Here is a 14,377-nt window from a genome sequence, read left to right as displayed (position 1 = left end):
ACCTGCGGCCCGGGCCCCTCGAACCGTCGAACGCCTCGAACCGTCAGGTCGGCATCAGGCGGACGTCAGGCCGACGTCAGGCCGGATTCCGATCACCCGTCAGGTGCGGCCGTCAGGCGCGCCCGTCAGCTCAGCGCCTCACAGCCCCTGAGACCGACAGCAGTGCCGCCACCCGCCGTGCCGTCGCCGCGTCCCGGGCCGCCGTGAACGGCAGGCTGTTGCCGCCGGTGATCCGGAACGGCTCGCCGGTGAGGGTCAGGTGGGCGCCGCCCGCCTCCTCGACCAGCAGCAGTCCCGCCGCGTGGTCCCATGCGGCCTCCCAGGAGAAGGCCGTCGCGTCCAGCTCTCCCCGGGCGATCGCCAGATACTCCAGGCCGGCCGATCCGCAGGCGCGCGGTGCGACGCCGTCGGTCCACAGGCCCAGCAGGGCGCGCTTCTGGTCGTCGGTGGTGTAGTCGGGGTGCGAGGTGGCCACCGTCAGGTCGCGGCCGGGGGCGGGCGACCCGGCGAGGAGCCGCTCGCCGTCGAGGAAGGCGCCTCCGCCGCGCACGGCCGTGGCGAGCTGGTCGCGGGCCGGAGCGTAGGTCCAGGAGGCGAGCACGACGCCGTGCCGGGCGAGCGCGACCAGCGTGCAGAAGCCGTCGTCGCCGTGCACGAACTGGCGCGTCCCGTCCACGGGGTCGACGATCCAGACCGGCGCGTCGCCCTGGATCGCCTCGTACGTCGCCGGGTCGGCGTGCACCGCCTCCTCGCCGACGACGACCGAGCCGGGCAGCAGCGCGCCGAGGGCGTCGGTGAGATACCGCTCGGCGCCCCGGTCGGCGTCGGTCACCAGGTCGTGGGGGCCGCTCTTCTGGTCGACCTCGTGCGCGGCGAGCTGCCGGAAGCGGGGCATGATCTCGGCCGCGGCGGCCTTGCGGACCGCTTCCTCCACGTCGGCGCGGTGGCGGGCGAGAAACTCGTCGATGGTTTCCATGTCTTCGATCATGTCTCCATGAGAGCACGCCCCACTGACAATCCCCGGCCCACCGGTGCACTGCGGGTGGAAACGGGATGAAGAACACGTACGCGAGGTCAGCGGCCCACCGCGTACCCCTGCATGCCCCGCGGGTTCGCCGCCGCCGACAGGATGCCGGTGCCCGGGTCACGGGCGACCGCGCACAGCCGGCCCTCGGACCAGGGGTCGCCGACGGTCACGTCGTGTCCGCGCCGGCGCAGTTCCTCGACGACGTCGGCGGGCATCCGGGACTCGACGGTCACGCTGCCCGGCCGCATGCCGCGCGGGTAGAAGGAGCCGGGGAAGCCGTCGTTGTGCCAGTTCGGGGCGTCGATCGCGCCCTGGAGGTCGAGTCTGCCGCGCACGCGTGCGCGCAGGGCGACGGCCAGCAGGAAGTGCAGTTGCCACTGGTCCTGCTGGTCGCCGCCGGGTGTGCCGAAGGCCAGTACCGGCACGCCGTCGCGCAGCGCCAGCGAGGGGGTGAGGGTGGTGCGGGGACGGCGGCCGGGCGTCAGCGAGTTCGGCAGCCCCTCCTCCAGCCAGGTCATCTGCAACCGTGTGCCGAGCGGAAAGCCCAGCTCGGGCACGACCGGGTTGGACTGCAGCCAGCCGCCGCTGGGCGTGGCCGCGACCATGTTGCCCCAGCGGTCGACGACGTCGAGGTGACAGGTGTCGCCCCGGGTGGCCCCGTCGGCACGCACGCGTGCCTCGCCCCCGGCCTCCTTCCACGTCGCCGACGCCGGCGCCGCCGATACGGTCGCGACCGTCGGCTCCCCCGCCCCCATCGGGTCGAAGCCCGGCTCGTCGGCGGCGACCACGTGCGCGTGCGCGCTGAGCCGCGGCTCGCGTCCGCCGGGGCTGCCGGGCCGCAGGTCGTACGACGCCTTGTCGCCGACGAGGGTGCGCCGCCCGGCGTTGTAGGAGTCCGAGAGCAGCTCGTCCAGCGGGACGTCGGCCGCGTCGCCGTACCAGGCCTCCCGGTCGGCCATGGCGAGCTTGCAGCCCTCGATCAGCAGGTGGACGTAGTCGGCGGAGCCGTACGCGGGCAGCTCGGGCGGGAGCAGGGCGAGCTGCTGGAGGAGGGCCGGGCCCTGACTCCAGGGGCCGGCCTTGCACAGGGTCCAGCCGTTCCAGTCGTACGTCGCCGGGGCCTCGTACGTCGCGGACCAGTCGGCGAGGTCGGCGGAGGTGAGCGTGCCGGTGTGGCGCTCGCCGCTGGTGTCCAGGGTCGGGCGGCCGGACTGCCGGACCAGGGCCTCGGCGACGAAGCCGGTCCGCCACACCTCCCGCGCGGCCTCGATCTGAGCCTCCCGGCCTCCTGCCCCGGCGGTCTCGGCGAGCAGCCGCCGCCAGGTGGCGGCGAGTGCGGGGTTGCGGAACAGCTCGCCCGGCCGCGGCGCCCGCCCGCCCGGCAGGTACACCTCCGCCGACGAGGTCCACTCGGTCTCGAACAGCTCCCGTACCGTCTCGACGGTCGCGCCGACGTTCTCCACGGGCGCGTGCCCGTGCTCGGCGTACCCGATGGCGTACTCGAGGACGTCGGCCAGGGGTTTGGTGCCGTGGTCGCGCAGCAGGAGCATCCACGCGTCGAACGCGCCGGGCACGGCGGCGGCCAGGGGTCCCGTGCCGGGGACGAGATCCAGGCCCAGCCCCCGGTAGCGGGCGACCGTCGCGCCCGCCGGAGCCACGCCCTGCCCGCACAGCACCCGCACCTCGCCGCCCGCCGGGGCGAGCAGGATCGGGACCTCGCCGGCGGGTCCGTTGAGGTGCGGTTCGACGATGTGCAGGACGAAGGCGCCGGCGACGGCCGCGTCGTAGGCGTTGCCGCCGTCCTCCAGGACGGCCATCGCCGACTGGGAGGCCAGCCAGTGCGTGGAGGACACCATGCCGAAGGTGCCCTGGAGCGTGGGACGGGTCGTGAACATATGGCCTCTCACCTCGTCGTTTCCGCCCAGCGGTCGAACCGGTCGGCGGACGGGATCGGTCCTGGGGAGAATTTACGGGATCGGTCCTGAAGAGAGTCCGGAGAGTGTGCGTCAGGCGCGTGTGGTGCGCCCGGTCCGTCGGGTCCGTCGGGTCTGCCCCGTCCGTCTGGTCCGTCTGGTACGCCGGAGGCGCTCGGGAAGCGGGGTGCGGTAGTCGGGCAGAAGGCGTTGGATCCGGAACGCGGACTTCAGGAAGACGCGGACGATCCGCTCGCGGCGGGGGCTGATCCAGCCGATCCCGTGGAGCCGGCAGACCCGCTCGCCGGCGAGGTACCGGGTCAGGTCCCGGCCGAACGCCCGGAAGGGCGCGGGAAACCAGCGCTCGGCGAAGAAGTCCATCATCGCGTTCGCCACCCGGCGGCCGGACTCCGTCGGCTCGTAGGGCCGGGAGTCGAACTTCGAGGCGAACTCGGTCATCGCGTTCCAGTCCTCGGGGAACGCCTCGTCGGCCAAGGGGCCGGACTCGCGTTCCAGGAGGCGGAAGAGTCCCTGCGCCCAGCGGTGCCACGCGATCTTCATGGGTTCGCTCGTGCCGGGCAGGCCCAGCGAGGTCTGCAGGCGGTCGCCGAACGTGGCCAGCAGGACCAGGGGGTAGACGAAGTCGTCGATGTCGTCGAAGTTGCCGGGCAAGTGCGGGGTACTGCGGGCGACGGCCAGGTGGATGCGGTTCAGTCGTTCGGCGGCTCTGCGGCCCGCCGCGCTGGATATGCCGTCCACCATCCAGGCCGTCAGGAAGTCGTTGCCGTCCTGGAAACGCCGGTCGGGCCTCGTCTCCAGCTTCCCGGTGTGGGCCAGGGTGGCGGCTCCCGTGCTCGGCTGCATCATGCGCATGGTGCCCGGATAGATCATCATCGCCAGGGCGAACTCCGGGACCCGGTGGCCGACGTAGAGCGAGATCATCCGCTCTCCGTCGGTCTCCGGGTCCATGCGAGCCAGTTCGCGCTCGACCCACCTGTACCCACGGCGCACCGTCTGCTCCCCCTGTCTCGGTTTCAGGACCCCGGCGGCGTCGTCGTCGGTTGCCGACTCCCACCGGGCCGACCGGGGCGCCGCACCGCCCCCTTCCTATCGGAAGGGGCGGTCTGCGCCCCAGCCGCTATGCGGTCGAGCGAACTGCCGCCTCGGTGAGGGTGGTTGCGGTCCGCACGGCGCTGGCGACGGCGTCGTCGGGGTCGAGGCCGCACAGATCGGTGAGGGTGAAGAGCGCCTCGGCGCTCACGACCACGGCCAGGTCCCGTTTGAGTTGGGCGAACGCGTCCGGGTCCGTCGCGCCGAGCGTGTCCTCCAGCGGCAGGAGCGCATGGTCGATGAGTCCGAAGCGAATCCCGGGTCGCCCGGTCACCGTCTCGGGCCGGGTGACGGTGGCGGCGATCATCGCGCGTACCGCGCCCTGGCGGGCGAGGACGCCGCGGAGCAGGAACGCGCAGGCGAAGGCCGTGCGTTCGACGGGGTCGCCGGATTCCGCGACCGGCGCGAGCGCCTCGGCGGGGGGCGGCCAGACGCCGGCCAGGGCCTCGCTGATCAGCGACGGCAGGTCGGGGAAGTACCGGTAGGCGGTGGCCTCGGACACCAGGGCCGCGTGGGCGATCGCCGGCATGGTCACCTCGGCGCCCGTGCCGATGAGCTCTCGGGCGGCCGCCACGATCGCCGTCCGCGTGCGCTGCTTCTGGTTGGTGCGTCCGGTGCCCGTCTGCGCCGTCATCGTACGACTCCTCCTGTTGATCCACCCTCATGCTAGCAGTCACCTCTCTTCATGAGAGTGGACTTGCATAACGACACTCGACTTCTCTAGTCTCCTGAGAGTCGGCTCTCACGAAGGACTTCAGGAGGAGCAATGAGCACGGTTTCCCTGGTCGGCCCGGACGGCGGCGAGACGATCCGGCTGGGCCCCACACAGATGCGCATCCTCGAGGACGGCAGCACCACCGGGCACCGCCTCGGCATCGGGGAGATCACCATCGCCCCGCACACCCAGGGCCCGCCGCAGCACCGCCACGCCCAGCACGACGAGGGCTTCTACGTCGTCTCCGGCACCGTGCACTTCACCATCGGGGAGACGACCCACGCGGCCCCGGCCGGCACGCTCGCCATGATCCCGCCCGGCGCCCCGCACACCTTCGCCAACCTCGGCGACGAGCCGGCGGTGATGCTCAACACCTTCACGCCCGACCTCTACGTCCAGTACTTCCGCGACCTGCGGAACATGATCGCCGGCGGCCGGGAACTCACCCCGGAGTCGACGGTCGAGGCGATGAGCCGCTACGCCACCGTCCCCGCGACCGACTTCGCGTGACGGCGACCCGACTGTCCTGTCGACACAGCCCACTTGAGGAGCACCGCATGACCCGCAGCACCCACCCCCTCACGCTCGACCAGGGCGGCCTCGACGTCACCGTCGACCTCTACGGCCAGGAGGGCCGTCCCTTCCTCCTCCTGCACGGAGGCGGCGGCCCGGGGACCGTCGCCCCCTTCGCCGGCCTCCTGGCCGAGCGGCGTCCGGCCCGGGTGTTCACCCCGGTCCACCCCGGCTTCGACGGCACCGCCCGCCCCGAGTGGCTGACCGACGTCACGACCCTGGCCCAGGTCTACGCACAGCTGCTCGACGCGCTCGACCTGCGTGACGTCGCCGTCGTCGGCAACTCCATCGGCGGCTGGATCGCCGCCGAGCTAGCGGCCCTGGGCAGCGACCGGATCGGCAGTGTCACCCTCGTCAACGCCGTCGGCATCCCCGTCCCCGGCCACCCGATCGCCGACACCTTCTCCCTGACCCCCGTCGAGCTGTCCCGCCTCTCCTTCCACGACCCCTCGAAATTCCGCTTCGACCCCAGCAGGCTGACCGAGGCGCAGCGCGCGGTCATGGCCGCCAACCGGGCCACCCTGCAGGTCTATTCGGGCCCGCACGCGATGGCCGACCCCACCCTGCCGGAGCGCCTCGCCAAGGTCGCCCACCCGACGCTGGTCGCGTGGGGCGCGAGCGACCAGGTCGTGGACGCGGGCTACGGACGCGCGTACGCGCAGGCCGTCCCGGACGCGGAGTTCCGTCTGCTGGAGGGCACCGGCCACATGCCCCAGGCCGAGACGCCCGAGCAGTTCCTGCCGGTGCTCTGGGACTTCGCCGACGCCCACGCCGCCGACCGGCCGCAGCACTGACCGGCCGCGGCGCCGACCGACGGTCGCGACATTCACCGACCGCGGCGCCGACCGACCGCCGCACCGACCGACGAGAAGGGCGCCCGACATGGCTCGACCCGACCGCAGCAGACCCTCGCTGGTCCTGGCCGTCTGCTGTCTGAGCGTGCTGCTGGTCAGCCTCGACACCACCGTCCTCAACGTCGCCCTGCCCTCGATCCAGGAGGACCTGCACAGCTCCCTGTCCGGCCTGCAGTGGACCCTCGACGCGTACACCATCGTGCTGGCCTCGCTGCTCATCCTGGCCGGCTCCACGGCCGACCGCGTCGGGCGACGGCGCGTCCTCCTCCTCGGACTCGTGCTGTTCACCGGCGGATCGGCGCTGTGCAGCCTGGCGCCCTCGCTGGACTGGCTGATCGCCTTCCGCATGGCCCAGGCGGTGGGCGGCTGCATGCTCACCCCGGTCGCCATGGCGATCCTCGCCCACGCCTTCCCCTCACCGCGGCAGCGGGCGCGGGCCATCGGCGTGTGGGGCGGGGTGGTGGGCGTCAGCATGGCGGCCGGGCCGATCCTCGGCGGCGTACTGGTGCAGACGGCCGGATGGCGGTCGGTGTTCTGGCTGAACGTGCCGATCGGGCTGGCCGCGCTGCTGCTGACCGCCCTGTTCGTCCCGGAGTCCCGTGCGCCGCGCCCCCGCAGGGCGGACCCGGTGGGCCAACTTCTGGTGATCACCGCGCTCGGCGCCCTGACGTACGCCGTCATCGAGGCGCCGAGCCAGGGCTGGACCTCCCCGGTCATCGTCACCTGCCTGATCGCGGCGGTCGGCGCGTCGGCCGCCTTCATCCCCTACGAGAGGAGACGCGTCGAACCGCTGATCGAACCGCGCCTCTTCCGCAGCGTGCCCTTCAGCGGGGCGACGGTGATGGCGGTGTGCGCCTTCGCCGCACTCGGCGGCTTCCTGTTCGCCAACACCCTCTATCTGCAACAGGTGCGGGGGCTCAGCGCTCTGGACACCGGGGTGCATCTGCTGCCGATGGCCGTGCTGTCCCTGGTGTGCCCGCCGCTGTCCGGGCGGATCGTGGGCAGCCGCGGCCCCCGTGTCCCGCTGCTGCTCGCCGGGGCCGGCCTCACCGCGGGCGGCCTGCTGGCCCTTCCCGCCACCCGCACCGCGGACCGCTCGGACATCCTGCTGTTCACGGCGTACGCGTTGTTCGGTCTGGGCTTCGGCTTCGTCAACGCGCCCATCACCGACACCGCGGTCTCGGGCCTGCCGCGGGCCCAGGCCGGGGTGGCCGCCGCGATCGCCGCGACCAGCCGCCAGGTCGGCGCCGCGCTCGGCATCGCGGTGACCGGCGCGGCGATCGCCGCCGGGGCGACCTCGGCCCCCTGGTGGATCATCGCCGGCTGCGGGCTGACCGTCCTCGCCCTGGGCGTCCTGACCTCCGGCCCGTGGGCCGCGCGCAAGCAGGACACGGACCGTCAAGTTCCGTTCGCTTCAACGGTGTTGACGGAATAGGACCGCCGGGTGCTCCGCTATGCTCACCCCGGTTCGAACGAACGACGACCGGCGGGCTTTCCAGACCGCCGGAAAAGAGAACGTGAGAGAGCGCGTGATGTCCCGAGATGGCGATCCCCCGGCGGCGACGCGTTCGGCACGCGACTCGGAACGGCTGATCGCCGGCCGGTATCTGCTCCACGACGTCCTCGGCAGAGGCGGCATGGGCACGGTCTGGCGCGCCCACGACCAACTGCTCGACCGGCCGGTCGCCGCCAAGGAACTGCATGTCCTCACCCACGGCGACGAGGAGCACCGCATACGGATGCGCCGGGCCGTCCGTGAGGCCCGTGCGGTCGCCCGGGTGCCGCACCCCCACGTGGTCGGCGTCCACGACCTGATCGAGTCCGAGGACCGGCTGTGGATCGTCATGGAACTCGTCGAGGGGCCCTCGTTGGCCCACCGGATCGCCGAGACCGGACCGCTCACCCCTCAGCACACCGCCGCCCTCGGTCTGCAACTGCTCGACGCGCTGGAGGCCGTGCACACGGCCGGCACCCTGCATCGCGATGTGAAACCCGCCAACGTCCTGCTGCGCCGCGACGGCAACGCCGTCCTCACGGACTTCGGCATCGCCGCCCTGGACGACGGCGAGTTCCTGACGACCACCGGTGAACTGGTCGGCTCCCTCGAGTTCATGGCGCCCGAGCGGGTGACGGGAGCGGAGGCCGGCCCGGCCTCCGACCTGTTCTCGCTCGGCGCGACCCTCGCCACGGTCTGCGGCGGGCTGTCCCCGTTCCGCAGACCGGCGGCGCCCGCCACGCTGCACGCGGTGGCGTACGAGGAACCCGTTCTGCCGGAGCGGCTCGGCCCGTTGCGCCCGGTGGTCGAGGCGCTGCTGCGCAAGTCCCCGGACGAGCGCCCCTCGGCGGCCGGCGCACGAGCCGCGCTGCGGCGCGTCGCGGCGGGGGAGACGGGCGCCGAGCCGCCGCCGGCGACCGTGCGCGTGTTCGCGCCGTCGGCCCCGTCGGCCTACGCGGACACGGTGACCAGTGGCCGGCAGCGGCTCGTCGCGGCCGGGGGAACCGTGCCGACGGCACGGCACACCGCGTTGCCCCCGCCGTCGCAGCCCTCGCGGCATGAGGGGTCCCGCTCGGCGGGGCGCAAGCGGCTGTGGTGGGCCCTGGCCGGTACGGCCGTGCTGGCGGCCGGCGTCGGAGGCGGTCTGTTCGTCACCGGGGTGCTGCCGTTGAAGAAGGACCCGACGACGACGACCGTCAGTCAGGTCGTCCAGTCGGCGACCGGCTGGCAGCCGGTGCCCGGAGCGGCCGTCCAGCGGGGAGACGAGGTCACCGTGCGATTCGTCTCGGGAGAGTGGACGGCCGACCACCAGAACATGCCCATGACCGGGCCGGCCGGCTACGACGCGAAGACCGGCGCCTGGCTGGACTTCGCGGCGGACTGCAAGGTCAAGCCCGCGGCGCCGTTCGGCAGCCTGCTGGCGGTCCTCGCGGGCGACAAGGACTCCCCCGTCCGCACCGTCGGAAAGAAGCTGACCTTCCGGGCCACCGGGAACGGCACCCTGCAACTGGGCATGAACGACACCGCCGGATCCTGCTCCGGGGACAACAGGGGGACGCTGACCGTACGAGTGAGCGTCACGCACCAGCCTTGACGGGCCCCCCTCCTGTCACCGTGCGACCACGGAGCGAGTTCGACCCTTCCACCTCACAGGGAGTCGTGTGAGACTGCAGTCCCTTGTCCGCATCGCGGACTCCCGTCCGCACCGTCCCCCACGAAAGTGCGTCGTGCGCTCTCTCCCACTGCCGCTCGCCCTCACCGCGCGTCTGTCCCCGGTGGTCGTGCTCGCCTGCGCGGGCTGGGCGCTTTCGTCCGGTCCGAACACCGAGACGCAGGACACCGCAAGCAAGGACACCCGCAAGACCGAGTCCACGTCGCCGACCGCGCCGTCGACGTCGGCCGTGTCCAAGACGTACGCCGCCGCGCCCCCGCCCTGCACCAGCGTGGCCACGAAGACGATCACCTCGCTGGTGCCCGCCGCCAAGACGGCCGGCAAGGAGATCGCGTCGACGGACAGCAAGCTGCGCCGCACCTGCTCCTGGAACGCGCTCAAGGGGTACGACTACCGCTGGCTCGACGTCTCCTTCGAGATCACGGACTCCGACGAAGCGGCACAGAGCTCGTACAAGGACCGTCTCAAGGAGAAGAGCGGCGGCGGGGCGGTCCCGGGCCTCGGGAACCAGGCGTACTCCGTGGTGAACCTCACGACCGAGGACAAGCAGCAGACCCGTGAGGGCGTGGTGATCGCCCAGGTGTCCAACGCGCTGGTGGTCATCACCTACAACGGCAGCGACTTCGAGTCGAAGAAGGCCCCCGGCACGGACGAGATCAACAAGGGCGCGATCAAGGCGGCGAAGGAAGCGGTGGCCGCACTGCAGAACGGCCAGAAGAGCTGAGCTGCTCCTCCGGCCGTTCTGTCGAAGCGGGTTGCGCAACGCCTCACGTTGCACAACGGGTCACGTAACACGTCGCACCGCGCGTCGCCCTACGCCTTGGACACCGCCCCCTCGTGCTCCTCGTGCTCCTCGTGCTCCTCCTGGCGTCCGCGCAGCAGCATCAGCGCCAGGTACAGCGCCATCGAGGTGCCGAGCCCGACCGCCCAGCCGTAGTCGGCGAGGGACTCCAGCGCCGGGATGGGCCGTCCGTCGATCAGCGGCTTGAAGCTGGCGCCGCCGACGGCGAGCACACCGCCGGTCACGAAGGCCACCACGGCCCGCCAGTTCCAGCCGCCGTCGTACCAGTAGCGGCCGCCCGTGCGGTACAGGTCGGCGAGGTCCAGCTTGCCGCGGCGCAGGACCCAGTAGTCGGCGATGAGGATGCCGGCGACCGTGCCCAGCAGACCGCCGACCAGGCCGAGCCAGGTGAAGATGTAGCCCTGCGGGTCGGAGTACAGCTTCCAGGGGAAGATCAGCACGCCGAGGACGCAGGTCGCGAGGGCGCCGGTACGGAAACTGATCTTCCGGGGCGCGATGTTGGAGAAGTCGAAGGCCGGCGAGACCAGGTTGGCCGCGATGTTCACGGACAGGGTCGCCACCAGCACGGTCACCAGCGCGAACAGCAGCCCGAAGACGTTGTCCGTCTTGGCGGCGAGCTGTACCGGGTCCCAGATCGTCTCGCCGTACACGGCCTGCGAGCCGGAGGTGACCATCACGGACAGCAGCGCGAACAGCGTCATGGTCGTCGGAAGACCGAGCGCCTGTCCCCACGTCTGCGCCTTCTGGCTCTTGCCGTAGCGGGTGAAGTCGGGGATGTTCAGCGACAGGGTGGACCAGAAGCCGATCATGCCCATGAGGGAGGGCCAGAACAGCTTCCAGAAGTCTGCGCCCCAGCCGAGCTTGGAGGGCTGGTCGAGCAACGGGCCGAAGCCGCCTGCCTTGTTGCTCATCCAGATCAGCATCACCAGCGCGCCGACGAGGACGAAGGGCGCCGCCCAGTTCTCGAAGCGGCGGATCGTCTCCATGCCCCGGTAGATGATCGCGACCTGGATCGCCCAGAAGATCGCGAACGACAGCCACATCGTCCAGGCGTAGCCGCCGATCTTCCCGGCGTCGCTCCAGCCGTTGCCGATCAGTTTCCCGGCGAGGAAGTAGATCGCCTCGCCGCCGATCCAGGTCTGGATGCCGAACCAGCCGCAGGCCACCAACGCCCGTACGACGGCGGGCAGGTTGGCGCCGCGGATGCCGAAGGAGGCGCGGGCGAAGACCGGGAAGGGGATGCCGTACTTCGGTCCCGCGTGGCCGGTGAGCAGCATCGGCACCAGCACGATGACGTTGGCCAGGGCGATGGTGAGCACCGCCTGCTTCCAGTCCATGCCGACGGCGATCAGACCGGAGGCGAGGGTCCACGAGGCCGTGTTGTGGGCCATGCCGACCCACAGCGCGGAGAAGTTGTACGTGGTCCAGGTGCGCTTCTCCACGGGGACCGGGAGCAGGTCCTCGTTGGCGTAGGGGCCGCTGGGCTGCGGCGAACCAGGAGCGATCTCCACCCGGCCGTCGGCGAGGGTGACTTGGGCGGTCGGCGGTATGGCCGGGGAAGCGGTGTCGGTCATGGGCAGGCCAATCAAACGAGGGGCGGATCCGGAAAGGCCGTGCGGGCTCCGGCCCCCTCCCCCCGGGCGGGCGGGGAGGGGAGAACTGGAGTGGGGGGATGGGGAGGTGAGCGGTGGCCAGGGGTTTTCTTCGCCGGCCCGCGCGGGGCGCGGGTCGTGGGTCGTGGGTCGTGGGTCAGCCGTTGAGGGCGGGAATCACCGTCGACCCGTAGGCGTCGATGACGGTCTCCTGGGCGTCGTGCATGTCGTAGACGGCGAACTGGTCGACGCCCAGCTCGCGCAGCGCGTTCAGCTTCTCGATGTGCTTCTCGACCGGTCCGATGATGCAGAACCGGTCGACGATCTCGTCGGGCACGAACGCGGTGTCGGGGTTGTCGGCGCGTCCGTGGTGCGAGTAGTCGTACCCCTCGCGGGCCTTGATGTAGTCGGTGAGCTCCTCGGGTACGGCGGCGGAGTGCTCGCCGTACTTCGAGACCAGGTCGGCGACGTGGTTGCCGACCATCCCGCCGAACCACCGGCACTGCTCGCGTGCGTGGGCGAGCGCCTCGGGCGAGTCGTCCTCGGTGACGTAGGCGGGGGCGGCGACGCAGATCTTGACCTCGGAGGGGTCGCGGCCCGCGGCGACGGCCGCGTCCTTCACGGCCTTCACCATGTACTCGGTGAGGTACAGGTCGGCGAGCTGGAGGATGAACCCGTCGGCCTCCTCGCCGGTCATCTTCAGCGCCTTGGGGCCGTACGCGGCCATCCAGACGGGGAGTTCGGCGCCGGGCTTGACCCACGGGAACTTCACGACCGTACCGCCGAGGTCGGCCTCGTCGCCGCGGCCGAGGGAGCGGATGACCTTCATGGCGCCGCTGATGCGGGCGAGGGTGTTGGGCGCGCGGCCGGCGACGCGCATCGCGGAGTCGCCGCGGCCGATGCCGCAGACGGTGCGGTTGCCGAACATGTCGTTGAGGGTGGCGAAGGTGGAGGCGGTGACCTCCCAGGTGCGGGTGCCCGGGTTGGTGACCATGGGGCCGACCGTCAACTTCGTGGTGCTGGAGAGGATCTGACTGTAGATCACGAACGGTTCCTGCCACAGCACGGCGGAGTCGAAGGTCCAGCCGTAGGTGAAGCCGTTGTTCTCCGCGCGCTGCATCAGGCTGACGACCTTGGAGGCCGGCGGGTCGGTCTGCAGGACGAGTCCGAAGTCCATGTGCGCTGCTCCTAGTTGAGGTACTGACAGGTGGAGCGCGGGGTGTAGACGCCGTGGCCGGCGTGTCCGGTGTACTCCCGCTCGGTGATGACGAGTTCGCCGCGCGAGAGGACCGTCTCGACGCGGCCGGTGAGGCGCTTGCCCTCGTACGCCGAGTAGTCGACGTTCATGTGGTGGGTCTCGGCGGAGACGATCTGATCGGCGTGCGGGTCGTAGATGACGACGTCGGCGTCGGCGCCCGGGGCGATGGTGCCCTTCTTGGGGTACATGCCGAACATGCGGGCCGGGGTGGCGCAGGCGATCTCGATCCAGCGGCGGCGGCTGATGTGCCCGTCGACGACGGCCTGGTGGAGCAGGTCCATGCGGTTCTCGACGCCGGGCAGACCGTTGGGGATCTTGGAGAAGTCGCCCCGGCCGAGCTCCTTCTGGCCCACGAAGCAGAAGGGGCAGTGGTCGGTGGAGACGACCTGGAGGTCGTTGGTGCGCAGGCCCCGCCAGAGTGCGGCCTGGTGCTCCTTGGGCCGCAGGGGCGTCGAGCACACGTACTTCGAGCCCTCGAAGTCGGGTTCGGCGAGGTTGTCCGTCGACAGGAACAGGTACTGCGGGCAGGTCTCGCCGAAGACGTTGAGGCCCTCGTCGCGCGCCTTGGCGAGCTCGGCGACCGCCTCCTGCGCGGAGACGTGCACGACGTACAGGGGCGCGCCGGCGACCTGGGCGAGCTTGATGGCGCGGTGGGTGGCCTCGGCCTCCAGGAGGGCCTTGCGGACCTCGCCGTGGTACCGCGGGTCCGTCTCGCCGCGGGCCAGCGCCTGCTCGACCAGGACGTCGATGGCGATGCCGTTCTCCGCGTGCATCATGATCAGGCCGCCGTTCTCGGCGGAGCGCTGCATGGCGCGCAGGATCTGGCCGTCGTCGCTGTAGAAGACGCCGGGGTAGGCCATGAACTGCTTGAAGGAGGTGACGCCTTCCTCGACGAGGAGGTCCATCTCCTTGAGCGTGTCCTGGTTCACGTCGGAGACGATCATGTGGAAGGCGTAGTCGATCGCGCAGTTGCCCTCGGCCTTGGCGTGCCAGGCGTCGAGTCCTTCGCGCAGCGAGTGGCCGACGCTCTGCACCGCGAAGTCGACGATCGTCGTCGTCCCGCCCCAGGCGGCGGCCCGGGTTCCGGTCTCGAAGGTGTCGGAGGCGAAGGTGCCGCCGAACGGCAGCTCCATGTGGGTGTGGGCGTCGACCCCGCCCGGGATGACGTACTTCCCGGTGGCGTCGATGACCCGCTCGGCGGTCCAGGCCTCGGCGGCCGGGGTGCCGGAGGCGGCGAGGGCGGCGATACGGCCGTCCTCGATCAGGACGTCGGCATGGATCTCGTCGGACGCGGTGATGACGAGTCCGCCACGGATGACGGTTCGGCTGCTCATACTCCCTCTCCTACCGTGTTCAACACTGGTGT

General features: G+C 71.4%; 12 protein-coding genes. 5 read left to right on the top strand and 7 right to left on the bottom strand.

The window, feature by feature from the left end:
• Positions 1–130: 130 nt before the first annotated feature.
• The 4 genes from OG562_RS35255 to OG562_RS35240 all read right to left on the bottom strand — a co-directional run bounded on the left by OG562_RS35255 (position 131) and on the right by OG562_RS35240 (position 4,684).
• Positions 131–988, bottom strand: coding sequence for an inositol monophosphatase family protein (locus OG562_RS35255; protein WP_266405376.1), 858 nt, complete (start codon positions 986–988; stop codon positions 131–133).
• 86 nt (positions 989–1,074) lie between these two features.
• A complete protein-coding gene (locus tag OG562_RS35250; RefSeq protein WP_266405375.1) occupies positions 1,075–2,922 on the bottom strand; it encodes a gamma-glutamyltransferase family protein in 1,848 nt (615 codons plus the stop codon).
• A 111-nt stretch (positions 2,923–3,033) separates the two neighbouring features.
• Positions 3,034–3,951, bottom strand: a complete 918-nt coding sequence (locus OG562_RS35245) for an oxygenase MpaB family protein (protein WP_266405374.1) — start codon at positions 3,949–3,951, stop codon at positions 3,034–3,036.
• A gap of 127 nt (positions 3,952–4,078) precedes the next feature.
• Positions 4,079–4,684, bottom strand: coding sequence for a TetR/AcrR family transcriptional regulator (locus tag OG562_RS35240; protein ID WP_266405373.1), 606 nt, complete (start codon positions 4,682–4,684; stop codon positions 4,079–4,081).
• A gap of 132 nt (positions 4,685–4,816) precedes the next feature.
• Between OG562_RS35240 and OG562_RS35235 the strand changes: the two genes are divergently transcribed.
• The 5 genes from OG562_RS35235 (at position 4,817) to OG562_RS35215 (ending at position 10,083) form a co-directional block, all read left to right on the top strand.
• Entirely contained in the window at positions 4,817–5,275 is a 459-nt protein-coding gene (locus OG562_RS35235; RefSeq protein ID WP_266405371.1) for a cupin domain-containing protein, read from the top strand.
• Between the two features lie 47 nt (positions 5,276–5,322).
• Entirely contained in the window at positions 5,323–6,132 is an 810-nt protein-coding gene (locus tag OG562_RS35230) for an alpha/beta fold hydrolase (RefSeq protein WP_266405369.1), read from the top strand.
• Between the two features lie 88 nt (positions 6,133–6,220).
• Entirely contained in the window at positions 6,221–7,627 is a 1,407-nt protein-coding gene (locus OG562_RS35225; protein ID WP_266405367.1) for a DHA2 family efflux MFS transporter permease subunit, read from the top strand.
• Between the two features lie 97 nt (positions 7,628–7,724).
• Complete coding sequence (locus tag OG562_RS35220) at positions 7,725–9,281, top strand: serine/threonine-protein kinase (protein WP_266405365.1); 1,557 nt, start codon at positions 7,725–7,727, stop codon at positions 9,279–9,281.
• A gap of 133 nt (positions 9,282–9,414) precedes the next feature.
• Positions 9,415–10,083, top strand: a complete 669-nt coding sequence (locus tag OG562_RS35215; RefSeq protein WP_266405364.1) for a hypothetical protein — start codon at positions 9,415–9,417, stop codon at positions 10,081–10,083.
• Positions 10,084–10,172: 89 nt separating this feature from the next.
• Here OG562_RS35215 and OG562_RS35210 read toward each other — a convergent pair whose 3' ends face one another.
• From OG562_RS35210 to hydA, 3 genes are all read right to left on the bottom strand, one after another.
• A complete protein-coding gene (locus OG562_RS35210; RefSeq protein ID WP_266405363.1) occupies positions 10,173–11,735 on the bottom strand; it encodes an NCS1 family nucleobase:cation symporter-1 in 1,563 nt (520 codons plus the stop codon).
• Positions 11,736–11,910: 175 nt separating this feature from the next.
• Complete coding sequence (locus OG562_RS35205; RefSeq protein WP_266405361.1) at positions 11,911–12,930, bottom strand: TIGR03842 family LLM class F420-dependent oxidoreductase; 1,020 nt, start codon at positions 12,928–12,930, stop codon at positions 11,911–11,913.
• Positions 12,931–12,941: 11 nt separating this feature from the next.
• Positions 12,942–14,345, bottom strand: a complete 1,404-nt coding sequence (hydA, locus tag OG562_RS35200) for a dihydropyrimidinase (RefSeq protein ID WP_266405360.1) — start codon at positions 14,343–14,345, stop codon at positions 12,942–12,944.
• Between the last annotated feature and the right edge of the window lie 32 nt (positions 14,346–14,377).

It is taken from the genome of Streptomyces sp. NBC_01275 (assembly GCF_026340655.1).
Lineage (GTDB): Bacteria > Actinomycetota > Actinomycetes > Streptomycetales > Streptomycetaceae > Streptomyces.
The sequence above is the reverse complement of the archived record's forward strand: the minus strand, read 5'-3'. Positions and strand labels throughout refer to the sequence as shown.